The organism is Methylobacterium mesophilicum SR1.6/6 (assembly GCF_000364445.2).
GTDB lineage: Bacteria > Pseudomonadota > Alphaproteobacteria > Rhizobiales > Beijerinckiaceae > Methylobacterium > Methylobacterium mesophilicum_A.
Map to the genome: position 1 here is coordinate 5,250,550 of NZ_CP043538.1, position 23,575 is coordinate 5,274,124.

The 23,575-nt window shown below is 71.4% G+C and carries 22 protein-coding genes; 14 read left to right on the plus strand and 8 right to left on the minus strand.

Going from position 1 to position 23,575, the window contains the following annotated elements:
* Window positions 1-42: 42 nt before the first annotated feature.
* Complete coding sequence (locus MMSR116_RS24860) at window positions 43-264, minus strand: DUF1127 domain-containing protein (protein ID WP_039894042.1); 222 nt, start codon at window positions 262-264, stop codon at window positions 43-45.
* Between the two features lie 104 nt (window positions 265-368).
* On the opposite strand from MMSR116_RS24860, the gene MMSR116_RS24865 reads away from it, so the two are divergent.
* Window positions 369-1,703, plus strand: coding sequence for a PLP-dependent aminotransferase family protein (locus tag MMSR116_RS24865; RefSeq protein WP_010685567.1), 1,335 nt, complete (start codon window positions 369-371; stop codon window positions 1,701-1,703).
* A 6-nt stretch (window positions 1,704-1,709) separates the two neighbouring features.
* On the opposite strand, the gene MMSR116_RS24870 is transcribed toward MMSR116_RS24865, so the two are convergent.
* A complete protein-coding gene (locus MMSR116_RS24870; RefSeq protein WP_010685568.1) occupies window positions 1,710-3,212 on the minus strand; it encodes a LysM peptidoglycan-binding domain-containing protein in 1,503 nt (500 codons plus the stop codon).
* A 223-nt stretch (window positions 3,213-3,435) separates the two neighbouring features.
* On the opposite strand from MMSR116_RS24870, the gene MMSR116_RS24875 reads away from it, so the two are divergent.
* Window positions 3,436-4,032 carry a TIGR00730 family Rossman fold protein gene (locus MMSR116_RS24875; RefSeq protein WP_010685569.1) on the plus strand — a complete coding sequence of 199 codons (597 nt, stop codon included), beginning with the start codon at window positions 3,436-3,438 and terminating at the stop codon, window positions 4,030-4,032.
* Window positions 4,033-4,048: 16 nt separating this feature from the next.
* Here the strand turns inward: MMSR116_RS24875 and MMSR116_RS24880 are convergent, their stop codons facing one another.
* Entirely contained in the window at window positions 4,049-4,726 is a 678-nt protein-coding gene (locus MMSR116_RS24880) for an aldolase (RefSeq protein ID WP_010685570.1), read from the minus strand.
* Complete coding sequence (locus tag MMSR116_RS24885) at window positions 4,723-5,730, minus strand: LacI family DNA-binding transcriptional regulator (protein WP_010685571.1); 1,008 nt, start codon at window positions 5,728-5,730, stop codon at window positions 4,723-4,725. Before MMSR116_RS24885 ends, MMSR116_RS24880 begins: the two co-directional genes overlap by 4 nt.
* Window positions 5,731-6,191: 461 nt before the next feature.
* On the opposite strand from MMSR116_RS24885, the gene MMSR116_RS24890 reads away from it, so the two are divergent.
* From MMSR116_RS24890 to denD, 5 genes are all read left to right on the plus strand, one after another.
* A complete protein-coding gene (locus MMSR116_RS24890) occupies window positions 6,192-7,514 on the plus strand; it encodes an MFS transporter (RefSeq protein ID WP_010685572.1) in 1,323 nt (440 codons plus the stop codon).
* Between the two features lie 61 nt (window positions 7,515-7,575).
* On the plus strand, window positions 7,576-8,484 hold the full coding sequence (gene ltnD / locus MMSR116_RS24895; RefSeq protein ID WP_010685573.1) for an L-threonate dehydrogenase: 909 nt from the start codon (window positions 7,576-7,578) through the stop codon (window positions 8,482-8,484).
* Between the two features lie 139 nt (window positions 8,485-8,623).
* Window positions 8,624-9,406 (plus strand): 2-oxo-tetronate isomerase, encoded by a 783-nt coding sequence (otnI, locus tag MMSR116_RS24900; protein WP_010685574.1) that lies wholly within the window; start codon window positions 8,624-8,626, stop codon window positions 9,404-9,406.
* Window positions 9,403-10,677: a 3-oxo-tetronate kinase gene (otnK, locus tag MMSR116_RS24905; protein ID WP_010685575.1), complete on the plus strand. Its 1,275-nt coding sequence runs from the start codon at window positions 9,403-9,405 to the stop codon at window positions 10,675-10,677. The genes otnI and otnK overlap by 4 nt, the downstream gene beginning before the upstream one ends.
* A 26-nt stretch (window positions 10,678-10,703) precedes the next feature.
* The gene (denD, locus tag MMSR116_RS24910) at window positions 10,704-11,681 is read left to right on the plus strand and encodes a D-erythronate dehydrogenase (RefSeq protein WP_010685576.1); all 978 of its coding nucleotides are present in this window, start codon (window positions 10,704-10,706) and stop codon (window positions 11,679-11,681) included.
* 4 nt (window positions 11,682-11,685) lie between these two features.
* On the opposite strand, the gene MMSR116_RS24915 is transcribed toward denD, so the two are convergent.
* Window positions 11,686-12,087 (minus strand): type II toxin-antitoxin system VapC family toxin, encoded by a 402-nt coding sequence (locus tag MMSR116_RS24915; protein ID WP_010685577.1) that lies wholly within the window; start codon window positions 12,085-12,087, stop codon window positions 11,686-11,688.
* On the minus strand, window positions 12,087-12,326 hold the full coding sequence (locus MMSR116_RS24920; RefSeq protein ID WP_010685578.1) for a type II toxin-antitoxin system VapB family antitoxin: 240 nt from the start codon (window positions 12,324-12,326) through the stop codon (window positions 12,087-12,089). The genes MMSR116_RS24915 and MMSR116_RS24920 overlap by 1 nt, the downstream gene beginning before the upstream one ends.
* Window positions 12,327-12,409: 83 nt before the next feature.
* Between MMSR116_RS24920 and recQ the strand changes: the two genes are divergently transcribed.
* The 6 genes from recQ to grxD all read left to right on the plus strand — a co-directional run bounded on the left by recQ (window position 12,410) and on the right by grxD (window position 19,795).
* Window positions 12,410-14,251 (plus strand): DNA helicase RecQ, encoded by a 1,842-nt coding sequence (gene recQ, locus MMSR116_RS24925; RefSeq protein ID WP_010685579.1) that lies wholly within the window; start codon window positions 12,410-12,412, stop codon window positions 14,249-14,251.
* Window positions 14,252-14,546: 295 nt separating this feature from the next.
* Complete coding sequence (locus tag MMSR116_RS24930) at window positions 14,547-15,566, plus strand: hypothetical protein (RefSeq protein WP_010685580.1); 1,020 nt, start codon at window positions 14,547-14,549, stop codon at window positions 15,564-15,566.
* Between the two features lie 490 nt (window positions 15,567-16,056).
* Entirely contained in the window at window positions 16,057-18,282 is a 2,226-nt protein-coding gene (purL, locus tag MMSR116_RS24935) for a phosphoribosylformylglycinamidine synthase subunit PurL (protein WP_010685581.1), read from the plus strand.
* A gap of 24 nt (window positions 18,283-18,306) precedes the next feature.
* A complete protein-coding gene (locus MMSR116_RS24940; RefSeq protein ID WP_007568343.1) occupies window positions 18,307-18,543 on the plus strand; it encodes a BolA family protein in 237 nt (78 codons plus the stop codon).
* A 23-nt stretch (window positions 18,544-18,566) separates the two neighbouring features.
* Window positions 18,567-19,442 carry a DUF29 family protein gene (locus MMSR116_RS24945; protein WP_010685582.1) on the plus strand — a complete coding sequence of 292 codons (876 nt, stop codon included), beginning with the start codon at window positions 18,567-18,569 and terminating at the stop codon, window positions 19,440-19,442.
* Between the two features lie 14 nt (window positions 19,443-19,456).
* Window positions 19,457-19,795, plus strand: coding sequence for a Grx4 family monothiol glutaredoxin (grxD, locus tag MMSR116_RS24950; RefSeq protein WP_010685583.1), 339 nt, complete (start codon window positions 19,457-19,459; stop codon window positions 19,793-19,795).
* Window positions 19,796-19,952: 157 nt separating this feature from the next.
* Here grxD and MMSR116_RS24955 read toward each other — a convergent pair whose 3' ends face one another.
* A complete protein-coding gene (locus MMSR116_RS24955) occupies window positions 19,953-20,609 on the minus strand; it encodes a class I SAM-dependent methyltransferase (protein ID WP_010685584.1) in 657 nt (218 codons plus the stop codon).
* A gap of 98 nt (window positions 20,610-20,707) precedes the next feature.
* Between MMSR116_RS24955 and rlmN the strand changes: the two genes are divergently transcribed.
* Window positions 20,708-21,982, plus strand: coding sequence for a 23S rRNA (adenine(2503)-C(2))-methyltransferase RlmN (gene rlmN, locus MMSR116_RS24960; RefSeq protein WP_039894048.1), 1,275 nt, complete (start codon window positions 20,708-20,710; stop codon window positions 21,980-21,982).
* Between the two features lie 179 nt (window positions 21,983-22,161).
* Here rlmN and MMSR116_RS24965 read toward each other — a convergent pair whose 3' ends face one another.
* The gene (locus MMSR116_RS24965; RefSeq protein WP_010685586.1) at window positions 22,162-23,286 is read right to left on the minus strand and encodes a mechanosensitive ion channel family protein; all 1,125 of its coding nucleotides are present in this window, start codon (window positions 23,284-23,286) and stop codon (window positions 22,162-22,164) included.
* Window positions 23,287-23,575 lie beyond the last annotated feature (289 nt).

The following is a 23,575-nucleotide window of genomic DNA, read 5'->3' on the forward strand; positions in this document are numbered from 1 at the left end:
GTGATCGCGCCGGATCACCCGCGCTGCGTGCAGGGCACCACCTCACGCCCGCCAGAACGGCTTCCGGATCTCTGCGCGCAGCTCCCAGGGCGCGAGCCCTGCGTCCTGGGCTTGGTCGGGATGGAGCGCCGCGAGGGCGCGGCGGGTGCGGATCCGGTGCAGCCAAGTCCGGAGCAGCGAAGTCCGGAACACCGACGTCCGGAGCGGCGACGCGCGGGTGGCGGGTTGGCGGGCGGGTGACGAAGAGAGCGTGAGGGCGGGCATGGCGGACGATCCAATGGCGGGCATGCAGTCCGGCCGGGATTGCGGGCGCAGCATTGATCCGATACATAAATCGGATCAATCGAAACATTGATCTCGGAGCAATAATGCGAGCCGCGGACTTCCGCTCCGTCGCCGACGCCATCGCGGCCGACATCGCGGCGGGCCGGCTGCGGCCCGGGGAACGGCTGCCGCCGCAGCGGGACTTCGCCTACGCGCGGGGCATCGCGGTCTCGACGGCCAGCCGGGTCTACGCGGAACTGGCGCGCCGGGGCCTGACGACCGGCGAGGTCGGGCGCGGCACCTATGTCCGGTCCGAGCCGGGCCGAGCGGGCCGGCTGCAGCCCGAGCCGCCCCCGGCGGCGGTCGACCTCCAGCGGACCCATTCGCGGCTCCCCGAGCAGGAGGCGGTCCTGGCCGAGACCCTGGCGGCGCTCGCGCGGGGCGGGGCCGAGATCGGTTTCAGCCAGTACGGGCCGGCGGGCACACCCCGGGCGCAGGCGGTCGCCGCCGGATTCCTCGCCCGCGCGGAGTACGCGCCCAGGCCGGGCGACATCCTCTTCACCGGCAACGGGCGGCAGGCGCTGGCCGCCGCCCTGGCGGCGCTGGCGGCGCCGGGCGAGCGGATCGGCTGCGAGCCGCTGACCTATCCGGCGGTGCGCGGCATCGCCGCCCGGCTCGGGATCACGCTGGTGCCGGTCGCCATGGACGCGGAGGGTATGTGCCCCGACGCCCTGCTCCAGGCGCACCGGACGGCGCCGCTGAGCGGCGTCTACATCCAGCCGACGCTGCAGAACCCGCTCGGCGTCACGATGGGTCCGGCGCGCCGCGCGGACCTCGCCGGCCTCCTCGATCGGACGGGGCTCACGGCGATCGAGGACGCCGTCTACGGCTTCCTGGCGGAGACGCGGCCCCTCGCCAGCCTCGCGCCGGACCGGACGATCCTGATCGACAGCCTGTCGAAGCGGGTGATGCCGGCGCTGACCGTCGGCCTGATCGCCGCGCCGCCGCACCTGATCGACCGGCTCGCCGCCTCCGTCCGGCAGGGGGCCTGGACCGCCCTCGGCCTGTCGCTGGCGGCCGGGATGCACTGGATGGCGGGGGGCTCGGCGGCCGCCCTCGTCGCGGCCAAGCGCCGGGACGCCACGGACAGGCAGGCCATCGCCCGGGCGGCCCTGGCCGACCTGCGGGTGGTCGGCGATCCCCACGCCTACCACCTGTGGCTCGAATTGCCCGAGACGTGGCGGGCGGAGGCCTACGCGGCCGCGGCCCTGCGGCAGGGCATCGCCCTGCTCCCGGCCTCGGCCTTCGCGGTCAATCCCGGCTACGCGCCGAACGCGGTCCGCCTCGCCCTGGCCGCGCCCGCCCGGGAGGATCTCGGCGACGCCCTGCGGCGGCTGCGCCGACTGGCCTCCGCGGGGGACGATCAGGTCGTGGAGTGAGGCGGTTCAGCCGCGCTTGCCCACCGGCAGCACGAAGATCTGCCCCGGGTAGATCAGGTCCGGATCGCGGATCTGGCTCTGGTTGGCGTCGTAGATCACCGTGTAGCGTTCGCCGCGGCCGTAGGTGCGCTGGCTGATCCGCCAGAGGTTGTCGCCCCGGCTGATCTTGGCCGTGCTGATCTCCGGCACGAACACCGCCCCGGCCCGGGCCGGCCCCGTCGTGTCCGCCGCGAGATGGCTCGTGTCGGGGGAGGCGGCCTCGCGGGTGGCCTCGCGGGTGGCCTCAGAGGCGGTCCCGCGGGCGGGTTCGGGCGGGGCGGCCGGTCCGGCCGCGGGCCTTCCGTCCCCGCGAGGAGGCGCCTTGGCGGCGTCGGGACTGGAGGATGGGGTGGGCTCGCGGGTCGCGACCTGCGCATCAGGCACCGACAGCGGAACCTCGGCGCGGGCCGCGACCTTGCCGGTGGCCGGGTCGACCTGGTCGATCCGCACCTGGTACTGGCCGGGCTTGATCCCGCGGCCGATCGTGAAGCTCGCGCGGCCGTCCGGGCCGATCGTCCCGGGGGCGATCAGCGTCTCGTTGAGGTAGAGCCGGAGCGGGGTCCCCGGCGCCCCGGACGCCGTCACGAACAGGCGGCCGTTCCCCTGCACGTCGACGCTGACGATCCGGGTCGGCTGCGCCGCCCCGGAGCCGGCCTCCGCGCCGGGCTGCCTTCCGCCGCCCGGGGCCGCGGTGGCGACCCGGGCGCCGGGCGCCGGCGCGTCGGGCTGCGACAGGACGACCGTCGGCGCGTCGGGGGCCGTCAGGGCCACCAGGGGCCGGCGGTCGTGGCCGGGAGCGACGGAGACCGCCACGCTCTGCTGCGACTGGGCGGTGTGGCCGCCCGGGACGGTCATCCGCAGGCCGATCACGCTGGACCCAGTCGGCAGGGCCGGGGGGACGATGGCGAACTGCCCGTTCGCGTCCGCCGTCGCCCGGGCCACGGGCTTTCCGTCGACCAGCATCTCGACGACGGCGTCCGGCGCCCCGCGCCCCGCGACGACGGCGTCGCCGTTCGGTTCGACCCGGACGATGTCGAAGCGCGGCGCCTCCGCGGCCGCGGGGGCCTTGCCCGCCGCGTCGGGTCCCGGCCGCCCTGTCCCGTGCGGCGGCGCAGGCTCGCTCCCGCCGGGGGACACCCCGGGCCGGGTGTCGAGCTTCGCTTCCGGCTTCGGTTCCGACGATGGCCCCGGCTTCGACTCCGACCTCGATTCCGATTTGGGCTCCGGCTTCGCCCCGGCCGGCTTGTCGTCGCGGAAATCGATGGTCGGGTCGGTGCGGTTGGCCATCGCGCCGGGATCGGCGAGGCTCCGCAGGCCGCTCTCCGGCGCAGACGCGGCGGGTGGCTCGGGCACGTCCCGGCCGGTCAGCCGCCGCAGCGACTCGCCGCCGAACAGGGCCAGCACGAGACCGAGGCCGCCGAGGAGACCGGCGAGTGCCAGGGCGAGACTGCGCCGCACCCGTCCCGACATCGCCACCCCAACCTCCCCAAATCCCGCCGCGGTCCTGCGGCTCGCCCATCCGCGCGAAAAGCGTCGACGGCACCGCCCATAATACCGTACATGGTCCCGACACCAAGCCGTCCCGCCGCCCAGGCGGGTGAATCCCGCGCGACTTCAGCAGTTTGGCGCGTGGAGCGCCGGGCGCGGGGCTCCTTCTGACGGCACGCAACGGAAGCGCGACGGAGGGCGCCGGATGGCTCCGGTGAGGACAGTCTGTGTCTATTGCGGCTCCGGCTTCGGCCGGGATCCCGCCTTCCGCGCGGCCGCCGAGACCCTCGGCACCGCGCTGGCCCAGGCCGGGATGCGCCTGGTCTACGGCGGCGGCGACGTCGGCCTGATGGGCACGGTCGCCCGGGCCGCGCTCGCCGCCGGCGGCCACGTCACCGGCATCATCCCGGACTTCCTCCAGGCGCGCGAGCACATGCTGGAGGACGTGCAGGAGACCGTGGTGGTGCCCGACATGCACACCCGCAAGCGGCTGATGTTCGAGCGCTCGGACGCCTTCGTGACCCTGCCCGGCGGCATCGGGACCCTGGAGGAGCTGGTCGAGCAGCTGACATGGGCGCAGCTCGGGCGGCACAGGAAGCCCGTGGTCCTGGTCTCGGTAGCCGATTTCTGGGCGCCGCTGCTCGCCCTGTTCGACCACATGCGCGATAACGGCTTCATCCGCGAGGGGCTCGATCTCAGCTACCTCGTCGCCCGCGAGGCGGGGGCCGTGGTGCCGATGCTCCGCGAGGCCGGCCACCAGCCCGATCCCGAGGCCGAGGATATCGTCCAGCAGCGGATGTAGCGGGCCCCGGGGGGCCTCACCCGTGGTCGTGCCCCGCATGATCCTCCGCCTCCGGCAGGGTCAGGCCGAAATGGGTCACCAGATCGGCCACCTGCCCGGGGCTGAGCTGCCGCGGGTTGAGGTTGCGCAGCAGCAGGTAGAGCTTGGCGGTCTCCTCCAGCTCCTCGGTGGCGAAGACCGCGCCCTCCAGGCTGTCGCCGGCCACCACCGGGCCGTGATTGGCGAGCAGCACCGAACTGTACTTGCCCGCCAGCCCCCGGATCGCGTCCGCCACGGCCGGGTCGCCCGGGCGGTAATAGGGCACCAGCGCCGTGCCGCCGGTGCGCATCAGGTAGTAGGGCGTCAGCGGCGGCAGGACCTGCCGCGGGTCGATCTCCGGCAGCATCGAGACCGCCACCGCGTGGGTCGAGTGCAGGTGGACGATGGCCTTGGCCTCGCTCCGGCTCTCGTAGAGCGCGCCGTGCAGCGGGATCTCCTTGGTGGGCTTGTCGCCCGAGACGAGGCGGCCCTGATCGTCCAGCCGGGAGATCCGCGCCGGGTCGAGGAAGCCGAGCGACGCGTTGGTCGGCGTCACCAGCCAGCCACCATCGGGCAGGCGCAGGGAGATGTTGCCGGACGAGCCCGGCGTCAGGCCCCGCTCAAACAGCGAGCGGCCGTAGCGGCAGATCTGCTCGCGCAACGCCGTCTCGCTCATGCGGTCGCTCCCTCGATCAGCTCGAAACCGAGATCAATCCGTTTGGGCCCTTGATCGTTCAGGCAGGCGGCGGCCTGCCGGCCGATCTCCAGGCGCGGCGTGCGCACCGTCGACAGGGGCTGGGGCATCGCGGCGGCGAAGTCGAGCCCGTTGAAGCCGAACAGCGCGAGCCGCCCCGGCACGGCAAGGCCCGCCGCCAGGCAGGCGAAGTAGCCGCCGAGCGCCATGTCGTCGTTGGAGAAGTAGACCGCGTCGAGGTCGGGTTGGCGCGCCAGCAGCGCCTCCAGACCCGCCCGCCCCGAGGCCGGCGAGGACGGCCCAGGCCGGATTTCTCTGGCCTGGAGCGCCAGCCCGGCCGCAGCCAGGGCGTCCTCGAACCCGGCGAGCCGCTTGCCCGCCCGCAGGTCGACCGCGAGGTCGTGCCCGAGATAGGCGATGCGCCGGTAGCCGCGCGCCACGAGGTGCCGGGCGCTCGCCGCCCCCACGGCCCGGTTGGAGAAGCCGACCACGGCGTCGATCCCCTCCCCGTCCGTGTCGATCATCTCGACGACGCGCACGCCCCCGGCCCTCGCGAGGGCGACCGTGCCGGGATTGTGCTCCAGCCCCGTGAGCAGCAGCGCCGCGGGCCGCCAGGACAGGAGGGCGGCGGCGAGCGCCTCCTCCCGGTCCGGATCGTAATCGCTCACTCCGATCACGCAGGGGATGCCCTCGGCATCGAGGGCCGCGGTCAGGCCGCGCAGCAGGTCGGGGAAGACCACGTTGGCGAGCGATGGGATCACGACCCCGACGAGCCGTGCGCTCGCCCCCTGGCCGGCGAGGCTGCCGGCGAGCCGGTTCGGCACGTAGCCGAGGCGGGCCACCGCCTCCGCCACCCGCTCGCCGGCGCGCTTGGAATAGGAGCCGTGGTTGCGCAGCACCCGCGAGACCGTGCTCTCGCCGACACCGGCCGCCCGGGCGACGTCAGCGAGCGTCACGAGCCGCCCCGGCGGCGGGATGTCGTCCATGGCCCCGCTCTCCCGGCGCGGTTTCTTGTTTCGATGACATCGCCGATGAGCCGGATGGATCCGGACAGGCGCGGGTCCCCTCTCCCGTGCGGGCTACACTGTTCACACAACTGCGTGGCGCTCTCTCCTCCCCCTTGCGGGGAGGAGTTGGAGGTGGGGGTGGTGCAGAAGGCACTGCTGCGCCTCATCCTGAACCACCCCACCCCTGGCCCCTCCCCGCAAGGGGGAGGGAAAAGCGCTTTCTTCTGAAGGCCTTCAGCCTCTGAGAAAAGTGTGAATCCACAAGACCGCACGGGCCAGGGCACGCGTGGCGGCACCTGACATAGCCGCCTGCATTATCGCGCACAACCGGATTGGCAGCGCTGCCAAAAGGCAATATGGCACCGCCCCAGCGCCGCCCGACGAGCGGCGAAGACCACGATCCGTCCGTACTGAACAGGTGCGGGCACGGGAGAACGCCCATGCCGGTCCAAGCCGCCCCGCTCGGGGGCGCCACCGCGCCCGCGGACGAGAAATCTTTCGCCGACCGCACCTACGCGAAGGTGTTCTGGCGCCTCGTGCCGTTCCTGATGCTCTGCTACGTGGTGGCGTATCTCGACCGGGTGAATGTCGGCTTCGCCAAGCTCCAGATGTCCCAGGAGCTGAAGTTCTCCGAGACGGTCTACGGCCTGGGCGCCGGCATCTTCTTCCTCGGCTACTTCCTGTTCGAGGTGCCCTCGAACGTGATCCTGCACCGGGTCGGCGCCCGGGTCTGGATCGCCCGGATCATGATCACCTGGGGGGTGATCTCCGGCGCGTTCCTGTTCGTGAACTCCGAGTGGAGCTTCTACGGGATGCGCTTCCTCCTCGGGCTCGCCGAGGCCGGGTTCTACCCGGGGGTGATCCTCTACACGACCTCGTGGTTCCCGGCCCACCGCCGCGCCCGGGTGATCTCGGTGTTCATGGCGGCGATCCCGATCTCCGGCATCTTCGGCAACCCGCTCTCCGGCTGGATCATGGACGCGTTCAACGGCGCCCACGGCCTGTCCGGCTGGCAGTGGATGTTCCTGATCGAGGCGGTGCCGGCGGTGCTGATCGGCATCGCGGTGTTCCTCTACCTCGACAACCGGCCCGCCGAGGCCAAGTGGCTGACCGACGCCGAGAAGCAGCTCCTCGAGCGCGACATCGCGGCCGACAACCAGGGCAAGGAATCGAGCCCGCACTCGATCGCCACCGTGTTCCGCAACGGCCGCGTGTGGTTCATGAGCCTGATCTACTTCGCCTTCGTCACCGGCCAGTACGGCCTGACCTTCTGGATGCCGACGATCGTCAAGGCGTCGGGCGTGCAGGGCAACTTCAACATCGGCCTGATCAGCGCGATCCCGTTCGTGTGCGCGGCGATCGTGATGGTTCTGCTCGGCCGCTCCGCCGACCGGATGCGCGAGCGCCGCTGGCACCTGATCCTCCCGGCGCTGATCGGCGCGGCGGCCTTCGTGGTCTCGGCCAATGCCGGCTCGACCACGCTCGCCATCGCGGCGCTCTCGGTGGCGGCGGCCGGCGTGCTGACCTGCTCGCCGCTGTTCTGGTCGCTGCCCACGGCGTTCCTGAGCGGCGCCGGCGCGGCGGCCGGCATCGCGCTGATCAACTCGGTGGGGAACCTCGCGGGCTTCGTCAGCCCCTACGTGATCGGGGCCCTGCGCGACGCCACCGGCAGCACCGCCACCGGTCTCTACGCGCTCGCCGCCATGCTGGTGGTCGGCGCGGTCTGCGTGTTCGTGACGCCGGCGCGGATGGTCAACCGCTGACCGTCGATCCAGGCGTGGATATGCAGAGAACCCCCTCCCCTTCATCCAGGAGCCGCCCCCGATGACTAACCCAACACACCGCGCCGCGGTGATCGGCCTGGGCTCCATGGGCTCCGGCATGGCCGGCTCGCTCCTGCGGGCGGGCTTCTCCGTGGCCGCCTGCGACGTGAACCCGGACGCCGTGGCGCGCTTCGCCACCGCCGGCGGCCGGGGCGCCGCGAACCCCGCGGAGGCGGCGCGGGACGCCGACGTGGTGGTGAGCGTCGTCGTCAACGCCGCCCAGACCGAGGCGGTGCTGTTCGGCGAGAACGGCGCCGCCGCGGCGATGCCGGAGGGCGCGGTGTTCGTCTCCTCCGCCACCATGGACCCCGCCGTCGCGCGGGCGCTGGCGGCCCGGCTGGAAGCCACCGGCCGCCACTACCTCGACGCCCCGATGAGCGGCGGCGCCGCCCGGGCGGCCGATGGCGGCCTGACCTTCCTGGCCTCGGGCTCGGCGGCGGCCTTCGCCAAGGCACGGCCCGCCCTCGATGCCATGGCGGGCACGCTCTACGAGCTCGGCGACGCGGCCGGCCAGGGCGCGGCCTTCAAGATGATCAACCAGCTGCTCGCGGGCGTGCACATCGCCGCCGCCTGCGAGGCGATGGCCTTCGCGGCCAAGCAGGGTCTCGATCTCCGGCGCGTCTACGAGGTGATCACCAAGTCGGCGGGCAATTCCTGGATGTTCGAGAACCGGGTGCCCCACATCCTCGACGCCGATTACGATCCGAAGAGCGCGGTCGACATCTTCGTCAAGGATCTCGGCATCGTGCAGGACATGGCCCGCGCGGAAAAATACCCGGTGCCGGTGGCGGCGGCGGCCCTGCAGATGTTCCTGATGGCGTCCGGTGCCGGCATGGGCCGGGACGACGACGCCTCCGTGGCGCGGCTCTACGCGCAGGTTTCGGGCGCGAAGCTGCCGGGGAAAGCTTGAGGTAGCCCGATCTCACCCTGGACCTCATCCTGAGGCCTGCGCTGCGCTCCGGCACCTCAGGATGAGGGCACGGGTTGGATGATATGGTCCGCTGAGCGGATCGTCGCGTTTCAAGGATCGGGCAGGGAGTCCCAAGAGAATGCCGCGCTTCGCCGCAAACCTGAGCCTGATGTTCAACGAGGTGCCGTTCCTCGACCGGTTCGAGGCCGCGGCCCGCGCCGGGTTCGACGCCGTCGAGTTCCTGTTCCCCTACGAGCATCCGCCCGAGGCCATCGGCGAGCGACTCCGGGCCAACGGCCTGACCCAGGCGCTGTTCAACCTGCCGCCGGGCGATTTCGCGAAGGGCGAGCGCGGCTTGGCAGCGTTTCCTGAGCGGTTCGATGAACTCAAGGCCGGCGTCGACACGGCCTTGCGCTACGCCGACGCGACCGGCGTCGCCCGGCTCCACCTGATGGCGGGCCTCGCCCCGCACGACGACCCGAAGGCCGTCGAGGCCTACCGCCGGGCCGTCACCTGGACCGCGGAGCGGCTGGCGCAGGCCGGCCTCGACCTCGTCCTGGAGCCGATCAACGGCCGCAACATGCCGGGCTACTTCCTCAACGATTTCGGCCGCGCCGCCGACCTGATCCGCGACCTCGCCCTGCCGAACCTGAAGCTGCAGTTCGACCTCTACCACTGCCAGATCCTGCACGGCGACGTGACCATGCGGCTGCGCGCCCTGATGCCGATCATCGGCCACGTCCAGACCGCGAGCGTGCCCGAGCGCCACGAGCCCGGCACCGGCGAAGTGGCGGATTTCTTCCTGTTCGACGAGCTGGACCGGCTCGGCTACGCCGGCTTCGTCGGCTGCGAGTACATCCCGGCCGCCGACACCGTCGCGGGCCTCGGCTGGCTCGCCGCCTACAAGGAGAGCGCCCGATGAGCCTCGCGCTGGGATGCGTCGCCGACGACTACACGGGGGCCTCGGACCTCGCCAACACCCTGACCAAGGCGGGCCTGCGCACGATCCAGACCATCGGCGTGCCTGAGGCGGGCCGGACCCTGCCGGAGGCCGACGCCGTCGTGGTGGCGCTGAAGAGCCGCTCGATCCCGGCCGACGAGGCCGTGGCGCGCTCCCGCGAGGCGGAGGCCTGGCTGCGCGCCCGGGGCGCCGCCCACGTGATGTTCAAGGTCTGCTCGACCTTCGACTCCACCGATGCAGGCAATATCGGCCCGGTGATGGACGCCCTGCGGGCGGAGGCCGGCGAGGCCATCGCCCTCGTCACCCCGGCGTTCCCGGAGACCGGGCGGAGCGTCTACCAGGGCAACCTGTTCGTCGGCGCGGTGCCGCTGAACGAGAGCCCGCTCAAGGACCATCCGCTCAACCCGATGCGCGACGCCAACCTCGTGCGCGTGCTCGGGCGCCAGAGCCGGAGCCCGGTCGGGCTGGTCGACACCGCCACCGTCGCGAGGGGCGCGGAGGCCGTCGCCGCCCGCCTCGACACCCTCGCGGCCGAGGGCAAGGGCGCGGCCATCGCGGACGCGATCTTCGACAGCGACCTCGAAGTGCTCGGGCGGGCGATCATCGACCGCACGTTCTCGGTGGGGGCCTCCGGGCTCGGGCTCGGCCTCGCGCGGGCGCTCGCGGCCGACGGGCGGGGAACCCAAGACGCCGCCGGCGCGGCCGTGGGCGAGCCGGTGGGCGGGGCCTCGGCCTGCCTCGCCGGCAGCTGCTCGCAGGCGACGCTCCAGCAGGTCGCCGCCGCTGAGGCGATCATGCCGGTGCTGCGCCTCGACCCGGCGCGGCTGCTGGCCGGCGACGACGTGGTGGCCGAGGCCCTGGCCTTCGCGGAGACGCACCTGGCCTCGGGCCCGGTGCTGATCGCCACGTCGGCCCCGCCCGAGGCGGTGCGCGCCCTCCAGGCCGCCCACGGGGTCGACGCGGCCGGCCACGCCATCGAGGCGGCGCTGGCGGCGATCGCCGAGGGGCTCGTCGCCCGCGGGGTGCGCCGGCTCGTGGTGGCCGGTGGCGAGACCTCCGGCGCGGTGGTCGACCGGCTGGGCCTTACCGCCTTCCTGCTCGGGCCGGAGATCGCCGCGGGCGTGCCGGTCCTGCGCACCGCCGGACGGCCGGAGCCGATGCTGCTCGCCCTCAAATCCGGCAATTTCGGCGGCGCCGACTTCTTCGGCCGCGCCCTCGACATGATGGCCTGACGCCACAACCCGACGGGAGGTACTCCATGCACGCCCTGATTCTCGGCGCCGCCGGCATGATCGGCCGCCGCCTCGTGGACGCCCTGGTGAAGGACGGCCGGGTCGGCGGGCAGCCGCTCACCGCCCTCACTCTCCTCGACGTGGTCCCGCCATCGGCGCCCGAGGGCTTCTCCGGCCCGGTGCGGGCCGAGGCCGCCGACCTCACGGCGCCCGGCGCCGCCGAGGCCGCCATCGCCGAGCGGCCGGAGGTGATCTTCCACCTCGCCGCGGTGGTCTCGGGCGAGGCCGAGGCGAATCTGGAACTCGGCTACCGGGTCAACCTCGACGGCACCCGCCTGCTCCTCGACGCGATCCGCAGGGCCAACGCGGCTGACGGCTACCGGCCGAAGCTCGTCTTCACCTCCTCGCTCGCGGTGTTCGGGCCGCCCTTCCCCAAGGTCATCCCGGACGACCACATCCTGCGCCCCGCCTCCTCGTACGGGGTCCAGAAGGCCATGGGCGAGCTGATGCTCGCCGACTACGCGCGCCGCGGCTTCCTCGACGGGATCGGCCTGCGGCTGCCGACCATCTGCGTGCGGCCGGGCAAGCCCAACAAGGCGGCCTCGGGCTTCTTCTCGGGCATCATCCGCGAGCCGCTCGCCGGCCAGGAGGCGATCCTGCCGGTGCCCGACACCGTGCGGCACTGGTTCGCCAGCCCGGACGCGGCGGTGGGCTTCCTGGTCCACGCCGCCGGGCTCGACCTCGCGGCAATCGGGCCCCGGATCAGCCTGACCATGCCGGGCGTCTCGGCGACGGTGGCGGAGGAGATCGAGGCCTTGCGGCGCGCGGCGGGCGACAAGGCCGTCGCGCTTATCCGGCGCGAACCCGACGCCACCATCGCGCGGATCGTCGGATCCTGGCCGGAGGCGTTCGAGCCGGAGGCGGCGCTCGCCCTGGGCTTCCGGGCGGATGAATCCTTCGACGCGATCGTGGCCCAGCACGTGGCCGAGTTCCACGGGGGCTGAAGCCTCAGGCGAGGGCGGAGCGGATGTCGGTCTGCGGGAAATCGTCGCCGACATAGAGCAGCGGCACGCCGTGCACCTGCGCGCAGGCATAGGCGAAGCAGTCGCCGAGGTTCAGGCGCGCCGGGTGGCGGCCCTTGCCGTAGCGGGCATGGGCCGCAACGGCGATGCTGATTTCTGCAAGGCCGAGGGCGACCACCTTGATACCGACCGTCTCGCGGAAGCTGTTCACGAGTCTCTCGGCGGTCTCAGGCGGCAGCGACTGAATGCGAGCCACCGCCAAGACAGCCTCGAACTGGGCGAGGGCGCTGGTCAGACGATAAGGAGCTTGGCGGAGACAATCTGCCACCCGTTCATAGCCCTGCTCCCGGCACAGGATCGCCACCAGCGCCGACGCATCGATGAACATCAGTCCTCATAGAGGCTGTCGTAGAAGGTCTTGTCGGCCTTGAGGCCGGTCTTCGGGTAGGCGGCAAGGGCCTCCTGTATCGGGCGAATCTTCTCCAGAAATTCGGTCAGCGACTCGTCCCGCCGATCCAGCTCGTTCTGAAGCGCGATCCGCACCGCCTCGGTCTTGCTCACGCCGGCCCGCGATGCCAGCTTCTCGGCCAGCTGATTCACCACTTCGCTGCGGATGTTGAGCGGCACGATCGCCTCCGTGTAGACACGCGAGGCTAGTGTCTACACATCCGCGCCGCAAGCCCGGTGCAGACACCCGATCAAGGATCCCGATGACCCGCCTCGACGAGGCCCGCGCCGCGCTGAAGAAGACGTTCGGTTACGAGGATTTCCGGCCCGGACAGGACGAGGTCATCGGCGCGGTGCTCGACGGTGCCGACGTGTTCGCCGTAATGCCCACGGGCTCGGGCAAGTCGATGACCTACCAGCTCCCGGCGCTGGTCGATCCGGGGCTCACCGTGGTGGTCTCGCCGCTCATCGCGCTGATGCACGATCAGGTGCAGCAGATGCGCAGCGTCGGCATCCAGGCCGCGACCCTCAACTCGACGGTGGCCGAAACGGAATCCCGCGAGACGTGGCGCACCCTGCGCTCCGGCGACCTGCGACTGCTGTTCGTCTCGCCGGAGCGCCTGCTGATGGACGGCTGCATGGACGCCCTGCGCGGGGCCGGCGTCCGGCGGCTGGCCGTCGACGAGGCGCATTGCGTCTCGCAATGGGGCCATGATTTCCGGCCGGAGTACCGGGAGATCGCCCGCGCCCGGACCGCGCTGGGCAACGTCCAGACCGTGGCGCTCACCGCCACGGCCGACGCCGCCACCCGCGCCGAGATCGCCGAGCGGCTGTTCCCGCAGGACCGGCCCCCGAGGATCTTCGTCCACTCCTTCGACCGGCCGAACATCCGGCTGACGTTCCAGCCCAAGGACAACCCGGCCCGGCAGATCGAGCGCTTCCTGAAGCACCGGCGTTCGGAGAGCGGGATCATCTACTGCTCGTCCCGCAAGCGCACGGAACAGCTCGCCGAGACCCTGCGGAAGGACGGGTTCGACGCCCTGCCCTATCATGCCGGCCTCGACCAGGGCACGCGGATGCGCAACCAGGACCGGTTCCTGCAGGAGGACGGGGTGGTGATGACCGCCACCGTCGCGTTCGGCATGGGCATCAACAAGCCGGACGTGCGCTTCGTCTGCCATGCCGACATGCCCAACAACGTCGAGGGTTACTACCAGGAGATCGGCCGCGCCGGCCGCGACGGGCTGCCCGCCGACACGCTGACTCTCTACGGCCTCGACGACATGGCGCTCCGGCGCCGCCAGATCGACGAGAAGGAGATCTCCGACGACCGCCGCCGGGTCGAGCGGCGCAAGCTCGAGGCGATGATCACCCTGTGCGAGGGGGCCGCCTGCCGCCGCCAGTCGCTACTCGCCTATTTCGGCGAGGCGAGCGGCGCCTGCGGCCGCTGCGACCTGTGCCGCGGCGGCGTCACCCTGGTGGACGGCACGGTCTCGGCCCAGAAGATCCTCTCGGCGATCGTGCGCACCGGCCAGCGCTTCGGCGCGGCCTATATCTGCGACGTGGTGCACGGGAAGGAGAGCGACCAGATCCGCCGCAACGGGCACGCGAGCCTCAAGACCTTCGGGGTCGGCGCCGACAAGCCGGTGGCGGCGTGGCGGGCGATCCTGCGCCAGCTCTTCGCCGCCGGAGCGATCGCCGAGAACGCCGACGGCTACGGCGGCCTGTCGATGACCGAGAAGGGCGAGGCGATCCTCTACGGGCGGGAGCCGGTGCAGCTCCGCCCGGATCCGGAGCCGAAGGCCGAGACGCGCGAGCGCCGCCGCGCCGCGCCGCGGGAGGACGGCGAGATCGCCCTGTCCGAGACGGACGAGGCTCTGTTCCAGCACCTGCGCGGCCTGCGCGCCACCCTCGCCCGGGCGGAGGGGATCGCGGCCTTCATGGTCTTTCCCGATCGCACGCTGATCGAGATGGCCCGTCAGAAGCCCGTCGACCTCTGGGCGCTGCGCACCGTCCACGGCGTCGGCGAGCGCAAGCGCGAGGCCTACGGCGAGAAGTTCGTGGCGGCCATCGCCGAGTTCCTGGCACATCCCCCGGTGGCGTGAGCCGGGGGATGGCGGGGCCGGTCCTGGCGTGTCGCGCGGGATCGTGTAGGGAGGGCGCCCCTCCAGCGAATCGATCGGAACCGTCATTTCGATATCCGCGCCCGTCGCCGAAGCCCCGTCCCGGACGGCTCCGGACGAGACCGAAACCCGATCGGGCCGGCGCGATCCGCGGACGCTGACGTCCCGCATCGTATTCTACCTGCCGGGCTTCGACCCCCGCGAGCCCGAGACTTACTGGGGCCTGTTCCGCCGGGAGGCCCGCCTCACCGCGACGCGTCGCGGCGCGGCGATCACGGTGGGTGATCCGATCCGCTCGGCGGACGGGCTCGAACTGGCCTGGACGGTGCGCTCGCGCGGCGTCACCACCCGCTACGTCCTCCTGCGCTGGGAGGATCTCGTCCGCGCGCGGTTCCCGCAATCCGGCTGGGCGCGCCTGCGGGGCGTGCCGGCGCTGCTGTGGCGGCTGTGGCGCTCCGGCTACGCCGCCGACCTGCGCCGGGAGGGGTGGCGCTTCTCCACGGTGATCTTCGGCGTCCACGGGATCTACCTGGCGCTCGTCCTCCTCAGCCTCGGGCTGGCGGGGAGCCTCGCCGCCCTGGCCCCGTCCGTCCTGCAGCCCTGGCCTCTGCTGGCGGTGCCGCCGCTCGCCTACGCGATCCTCGCCGGGCTGATGCGGCTGACCCGCGGCAAGCCGCTCTACGTCTCCCATCTCGTGGACGACACGGCCTTCACGCACGCCTACGCGGCGGGCCACGCGCCCGAAATCGCCCCCCGCCTCGATGCCTTCGCGAACCGCATCCGGGCCGCCGAGGGGCAGGCCGACGAGGTGGTGGTGATCGGGCATTCCTCGTCGAGCTTCCTCGGGATCGAGGTTCTGGACCGGGTGCTCGCCCGGGATCCGGGCTTCGGCGGCCGCGGCACGCCGGTCTCGTTCATGAGCATCGGCAGCGTCATCCCGTGGCTCGGGCTGGATCCGGCTGCGTGCGGGTTCCGCGACGCGCTGCTGCGCTTCGGCCGGGCGCGGCAGATCCGCTGGATCGACGTGCGCGCCCCCTGGGACTGGCTGTCGATCCACGGGCAGAGCCCGCTGGCCGCCTGCGCCCTGGCGCTGCCCGATCCCGAACGTCCGGCCGTGCTCGGGGTGATGATCAACGACCTGATCACGGGAGCCGACGTCGGCCGGCGCCAGTGGAACCTGTTCCAGATGCATTTCCAGCTGCTCATGGCGAGTCAGAGCCGGACCGGATTCGACTATCTCGACCTGATGACGGGGCCCGAGCCGGTGTACGCCCTCGCCCCGGTGCCGGGTGGGTGACGTCTTCCGGCTCCTTGCCCCTCAGAGGGTATGATGCTCACATCTGCGCCGACGCGCTCTTCTCCCCAGGCGATCTCGGGCTTGCCCGGGATCGCTTGAGCTTGTGGGGAGGAGTTGGGGGGCGGGATAGGGCGATGCGGTGCCGTCTGCACCACCCTCACCCATGACCCTTCTCCCGTGCGGGCTACGCTCTTCACACATCTCTATCGGAGAGGGGCTGAACGGTGCCGCGCGTCTCCCTCCCCCGCAGAGGGGGGAGGGAGAGCACGTGGGAGACACGGACCGTCAAACTTACCAACGAGGCGATGGTCCCAAACCCGATGTGTGAATCCGCGAGCCCGCAAGGGTTCCGCCTCCGTCGGAATACCCGCGGATGTTGCCAGGGCAGGCGCTTCCGCTCTAGAGCCGGGGCAGCCAGGATCCCCGCCCGGTCCGGGCTCGCCGCGGCGCCGGCCTCCGGCACGGACCGCTCTCTGCCGAGACCCTTCGCATGTTCCGCAACGACGTTCCGATCACCCCCGAACTCGTGGCCCAGCACGGCCTGACGCCGGACGAGTACGCGCGCTTCCGCGGCCTGATCGGGCGCGACCCGACGCTGACCGAACTCGGCATCGTCTCGGCCATGTGGAACGAGCATTGTTCCTACAAGTCCTCCCGCAAGCACCTGCGCGGCCTGCCGACCTCGGCGCCGTGGGTGATCCAGGGACCGGGCGAGAACGCGGGCGTCATCGACATCGGCGACGGCCACGCCTGCGTCTTCAAGATGGAGAGCCACAACCACCCGAGCTACATCGAGCCCTACCAGGGCGCGGCGACCGGCGTCGGCGGCATCCTGCGCGACGTCTTCACCATGGGCGCGCGGCCGATCGCGGCGCTCAACGCCCTGCGCTTCGGCTCCCCCGACCATCCGCGCACGCGCAGCCTCGTTTCCGGCGTGGTCGCGGGAATCGGCGGCTACGGCAATTCCTTCGGCGTGCCGACCGTCGGCGGCCTGACCGGCTTCCACAAGCGCTACGACGGCAACATCCTGGTCAACGCCATGGCGGTGGGCCTCGCCCGCACCGACGGCATCTTCTACGCGGCCGCCGCGGGCGTCGGGAACCCGATCGTCTACCTCGGCTCCAAGACCGGCCGCGACGGTATCCACGGCGCCACCATGGCGTCGGCGGAGTTCGACGAGGAATCCGAGTCGAAGCGCCCGACCGTGCAGGTCGGCGACCCCTTCGCCGAGAAGCTGCTGCTGGAGGCCTGCCTCGAGCTGATGGCCTCCGGCGCGGTGATCGCCATCCAGGACATGGGCGCGGCCGGCCTGACCTGCTCGGCCGTCGAGATGGGCGCCAAGGGCGACCTCGGCGTCGAGCTCGACATCGACAAGGTGCCGGCCCGCGAGGCGGGCATGACCCCCTACGAGATGATGCTCTCGGAGAGCCAGGAGCGCATGCTCATGGTGCTCAAGCCCGGCATGGAGGCCGAGGCCGAGGCGATCTTCGTGAAGTGGGGCCTAGACTTCGCGGTCATCGGCCGGACCACCGACACCCTGCGCTTCGTGATCAAGTGGCACGGGGAAACGGTGGCCGACCTGCCGATCAAGGAGCTGGGCGACGAGGCCCCGCTCTACGACCGGCCGCACTTGGCCAACACGCACCTGCCGGTGCTCTCGGCCTCTGAGGTCCCGGCGCCGGCCTCGCTCACCGACGCCCTGAAGCGCCTCGTCGGCTCGCCCGACCTGTCGTCCAAGCGCTGGGTCTTCGAGCAGTACGACCACTTCATCTTAGGGAACACCGTCCAGAAGCCCGGGGGCGACGCCGCCATCGTGCGGGTCGAGGACGGCCCGAAGGGGCTGGCGATCACCTGCGACGTCACCCCGCGCTACTGCGAGGCCGACCCGGTCGAAGGCGGCCGGCAGGCGGTGGCCGAGGCGTGGCGCAACATCACGGCGGTCGGCGCCAAGCCGCTCGCCATCACCGACAACCTGAACTTCGGCAATCCCGAGAAGCCCGAGGTGATGGGCCAGCTCGTCGGCTGCCTCCAGGGCATCGGCGAGGCCTGCCGGGCGCTGGACTTCCCGGTCGTGTCCGGCAACGTCTCGCTCTACAACGAGACCAACGGCGTCGGCATCCTGCCGACCCCGACCATCGGCGGCGTCGGCGTGCTCGACGACGTGGAGCGCCACGCCACCATCGCCCTCAAGCGCGAGGGCGACGTGCTGGTGCTGATCGGGGCGGGCGAGGGCTGGCTCGGTCAGTCGGCCTACCTGTCGGTGATCGCGGGCCGCGAGGAGGGCGCGCCGCCGCCCGTCGACCTCGCCCTGGAGCGCCGCAACGGCGACTTCGTCCGCGGCCTGATCCAGGCGGGCACCGTCGACACGGTCCACGACCTGTCGGATGGCGGCCTCGCGGTGGCGCTCGCCGAGATGGCGATGGCCGGCGGAATCGGCGCGGCCCTGCCGGAGGTGCCGGTGGATCTGGCGCCCCACGCCTACCTGTTCGGCGAGGACCAGGGCCGCTACCTGCTGGCGGTCGATCCGGAGGCGGCGAGCGACCTCCTCTACAGCGCCTCGGCGCAGGGGATCGACGCGGCGGTGGTCGGCGTCACCGGCTCCGACCGTTTGACCCTGCCGGGCGGCGAGACCATACCGCTCGCCGAACTCTCCGCGGCGCACGAGGGCTGGCTGCCCGCCTACATGGCGAGCCAGCCGGCGGCTCCGGCGTCCTGAACCCCTGACCCGAGGAATTTGCCGATGCCGATGGATGCGGGCGAGATCGAGCGCATGATCCGCGAGGCCCTGCCGGACGCGCAGGTGGAGATCCGCGACCTCGCGGGCGACGGCGACCATTACGCCGCCACCGTCCTGTCGGCGGCCTTCAAGGGCAAGACCCGGGTGGCGCAGCACCAGATGGTCTACGGCGCCCTGCAGGGCCGGATGGGCGGTGTGCTCCACGCCCTTGCGCTGACCACGGGCGTCCCGCAGGATTGAGGTGAAGACCCTCAGGCTTCGCGATGAGTCTCAAACCGTCCGTCTTCATCGAACGCGTACGGCCGCCGACCTGGGGGGAAACCTTCGCCCGGGAACGCGAACTGCTCGGCGCCCTGCTGGACGACCCATCCCTCTTCGCGGGCGTTCGTCTTCTGGTCGCGCCTGAAGATTTCTCGATCGGCCTCCATGAACGCCTGTTCGAGGCCATGCCGAGGGTAACCGGTTCGGACGGTGCGATTGATCGCAGCGCGATCCCGGCCGCACTCGGACATTACGCTTGGGATGCGGAAGGCAGTGTCGATGCCTGGCTGGATCGGTTGCTCGCCGAGCGCGCCGATGCGCCCGACACGTTGCAGCATGCACGCGATATCCACGAGAATTCCGAACTGCGACGCGAGCAGCCCGAACTGATCGACACCGACACTGTCGCGTGGTGCCATGAACAGGTCGCCCTGCTCACGCGACTCGCCGAGCGAAGTGATCCCCTCTCGCGCCAGATCGACTGGCAGAACATCATCGAGGAGCTCCTCTACGTTGGCCGCTCGCAGGTCAGCGGCGTGGTCCGCAAGATGGAGCTGGTTTTCGAGCATCTCGTGAAACTTCTGTCCGACCCGAACGCGCCCAGTCGCAATCGCTGGCGGATCGAGATCGACGCGTTTCCGCTCCGGATTTCCCACGAGGCGAAGCCGTCGATGCGTCGGTTGATCGACCTGAACGCGGCTTGGCGGCGCGGCGTGTCCGATGCCGCTGCCAGCCTATCGGAGTATGCGATCCGCGTGCCGCGGGACCTGCCGCAGGAGTGCCCGTTCAGCTACGAGGATCTGACCACAGGCACGCTGCCCGTCGCCGGCCTCCTTGAGAAGCTGGCCGGGACCGGCGATATGAAGCCAACCGAATAGACCCGAGGTACCCGATGACCGACGCCAACACGACCATCCAGAACGAGATCGCCTCCCAGGACGTGGTGGTGTTCATGAAGGGCACGCCGCAGATGCCGCAATGCGGTTTCTCGGGGCAGGTGGTGCAGATCCTCAACTACCTCGGCGTGCCGTTCAAGGGCGTGAACGTCCTGGCCGACCAGGAGATCCGCGAGGGCATCAAGGCCTTCTCGAACTGGCCGACCATCCCGCAGATCTACGTGAAGGGCGAGTTCGTCGGCGGCTGCGACATCACCCGGGAGATGTTCCAGTCGGGCGAGCTGCAGACCTTCCTGTCCGAGAAGGGCGTGCCGGTGAAGACCGCCGCCGCCTGATTTTTTCTGAGATCTGGCACGATGGATGAGGGCGCCCGCGGGCGCCCTTTTTCGTGCCCGTCTTTGCGCGCGGAGCGAAGCAACCCAGGGCAGCGCGAGGTCGGCCAGCGTGGCGCCGCTGGATTGCTTCGCTGCGCTCGCAAGGACGGTGGCCGGCTCAGCGCGGGTCCCGCGCGACGAACAGCGCCACGCAGCCGACGACCGTGATCTCCACCGACCGGAACCGCTGCTCCAGCGCCGTGCGCAGGTCCGGCAGGGTGTCGGCGGCGTTCGAGAACACTCCCTTGCGGTTGTAGACCCGCATCAGCGCCCGCGCCGCACCCGTGACCGGGACGCCCCCCGACAGGATCGTGGCGCCGAACACCACGCCGCCGTCGGCCAGGCACGGTCGCACCGTGTCGAAGGCCTTGGCCTTCTCGGCGATGGCGCCCGGCAGGCAGTGCAGCAGGTAGGTCATCCCGATCGAGTCGAACGGCGCGATGCCGGAGGCCGGCGCGCCGAGCACGTCGACCCGGTAGGTCTCCGGCCGGTAGCGTGCGATCCGCTGGGCCGCGAAGGCGAGGCTGTCGGCGTTGAGGTCCATCAGGCCGATGCGCGGCGCGGAGGACGGGAAGCGGCACCGGTCGAGGTACCAGCCGGTCCCGACCCCGACATCGAGATGCGCGAGGCCCGCATGTCGGTCGTAGAGATCGAGGATCCGCGCCGTGGGGCAGCGCCAGATCAGCGGGTTCGACAGGCGCAGCACGACGAGGTCGTAGATCTGCAGCGTCCGCGGATTGTAGATCGCCTGCCCGGCCTGCGTGTCGGTCGCCATCGCTCTCCGTGGGGTCAGCTGTCGCCGACGCGCATTCGCATTCGCCGGCGCGATCGCCTATATCAGACCCTTTCCAACGTATGGATCGTTTGAACGCCATGGCGACGCCGTCGCTCGACAGCGCCCGCGCGGCCGATGCCGCGATCGAGAAGGCGCCGGATCTCCTCCCCGAGGCGCTGCCAGGCCGCCGGCCGTCGCTGGTCGGCCTGACCCGCGACGCCCTTAAGGCGCAGCTCGTCGGCATGGGCGTGCCCGAGCGCGAGAGCCGGATGCGCGCCGGCCAGGTCTGGCACTGGGTCAATTTCCGCGGGGCGTCCGACTTCGCCGAGATGACCAATGTCGGCAAGGCGCTGAAGGCGCAGCTCGCCGAGCACTTCACCCTGGAGCGGCCGGAAGTCGCGAGCCGGCAGGTCTCCCGCGACGGCACCCGCAAGTGGCTCCTGCGCATGGCGCCGACCAACCGGCAGGAGCACAACCGCGGCGCCGAGATCGAGTGCGTCTACATCCCCGGCCCGGATCGCGGCACGCTCTGCGTGTCCTCCCAGGTCGGCTGCACCCTGACCTGCTCGTTCTGCCACACCGGCACGCAGCGCCTCGTGCGCAACCTCTCGGCCGCCGAGATCGTCCAGCAACTCGTCACCGCCCGGGACGAGCTCGGCGACTGGCCCGGCCAGATGCCGAGCCGCGACGCCGGCGGCTCCGGCGAGGTCGGCCGGCTCGTGACCAACATCGTGTTCATGGGCATGGGCGAGCCCCTCTACAATCTCGACGCCGTGGTCGACGCGGTCGGGGTGATGTCCGACCAGGAGGGTCTCGGCCTGTCCCGCCGCCGGATCACGGTCTCGACCTCGGGGGTCGTGCCGCAGATCCCCCGGCTCGGCGAGCAGGCCAACGCCATGCTGGCGATCTCGCTCCACGCCGTGCGCGACGACCTGCGCAACGAGCTGGTGCCGCTCAACCGGAAATATCCGATCGCCGAGCTGCTCGCGGCCTGCCGCGCCTATCCGGGCCTGAGCAACGCCCGCCGGATCACCTTCGAGTACGTGATGCTGAAGGGCGTCAACGATTCGGACGCGGACGCGCGGGAGCTGGTCCGCCTGCTCAAGGGCATCCCGGCCAAGATCAACCTGATCCCGTTCAACCCCTGGCCGGGCAGCCGCTACGAATGCTCCGACTGGGACCGGATCGAGCGCTTCTCCGAGATCGTGTTCAACGCCGGCTACGCCTCTCCGGTGCGCACGCCCCGGGGCCGGGACATCCTGGCGGCCTGCGGCCAGCTCAAGAGCGAGACCGAGAAGCTGCGCGCCCGCGCCCGGCTGATGCAGGAAGAGGGCATCGGCGTGGAGAGTTTTTACGCGGGCGCCGACGACTGAGCGGCAGCCGAACAAGGCGTCCAACCCGCGCCCTCATCCTGAGGTGCGGCGAATCCGCCTCGAAGGATCCCTCCAGAAGGCACTGCGATCCCTGGAGCCCGCCTTCGAGGCCTGCGATGCGTTCCGGCACCTCAGGATGAGGACCAAGTCGGGAGTCCCGGCACACGGGATGGTGCCGCTCACGCCGCGAACCGCCGCTCCTCCCCCCGACGCAGGGCCGGCTCCTCGGCGCCGACCCATTCCGTGCGGTGCCGCGGCAGGGCCTCCGGGTGCGCGGCCTGGAGCCACGTGATCATCGCCTCGCGGACCACGCAGCGCAGGTCCCAGGCCTGGGGCGCGTTGCGGGCGCTCACCAGCATCCGGATCTCGATCGTCGCTTCCTTCGCGTCCGAGACCTGGAGGTTGACCACCTTGCCGTCCCAGAGCGGTGTGCCCCTGGCGATCTCGGCGAGCTTCTCGCGCATCGCCGCGACCGGCGCGCGGTGGTCGACGTAGACGAACACGCTGCCGATCAGCGAGGCGCCGTCGCGGGTCCAGTTCTGGAACGGCTTCTGGATGAAGTAGGTCAGCGGCAGGACCAGCCGGCGCCAGTCCCAGAGGCGGACCACCACGTAGGTCGCGGTGATCTCCTCGACCCAGCCCCATTCGTTCTCGACGATGATCGCATCCTCGATCCGGATCGGCTGAGTGATGGCGATCTGGATGCCGGCCACGAGGTTCGACAGGACCGGCTGCATGGCGAGCCCGAGCACGAGGCCCGCCGCGCCCGCCGAGGCGAGCAGGCTGACGCCGTACTGGCGCACCGGCTCGAAGGTCATCAGCGCCACCGACAGGGTGACGAGGGCCACCAGCGTCACGCCCGCCCGCTCCAGGATGCGCATCTGGGTGAAGTGCTTGCGCGCCAGGAGGTTGTCCTCGGCGTCGAGCTTGAACCGGCGCAGGTAGATCACCGTGGCGATGTGGAGCGCGGTGGCGCAGCACCAGCCGGTCAGCGTCACGAAGGCCACCAGCAGGATCTGGTTGAGGGCGATCCGCACCTCCCAGGACAGGTGCACGGTGGTCGAGGCGAGGCTGATCGCCACCACGATCAGGCCGAGGCGGCTCGGCCCGCGGGTGCGCGACACCAGCGAGCGCCAGAACAGGCTCCTGGTCGCGACCGCCCGCTTCATCGCCCGGTAGACGACCCCGTGCAGGGGCATCACCACGGCGCAGCAGGCGACGATGAGGATCAGGCTCTCGGCCCACCACGGCAGGTAGGCCAGCGCGCGGGCTGCGGAGCCGGCGAGCGCGTCGAGGTCCGGCATCGGGCATCGCTCCACGGGTTCCGAACGGGACCTGGAGGAATGGGTGGGCGCTCGCCGCGGTTCCGCAGCGCACCATGTGCCCGCCGCAACGCAGCAGCCCGGCCCGGCGGGTTGCGCCGTGACGTCCTAGTCGGATCCGGACGACGGCCTCCGCACCACCGTCCTTGCGAGCGCAGCGAAGCAATCCAGGGTAGCGCCACGCTCACCGATGGCGCGCTGCCCTGGGTCGCTTCGCTGCGCTCGCGATGACGGGCGGACCCCGACGAGCGGAGCGCGCGAACGCCGCCCG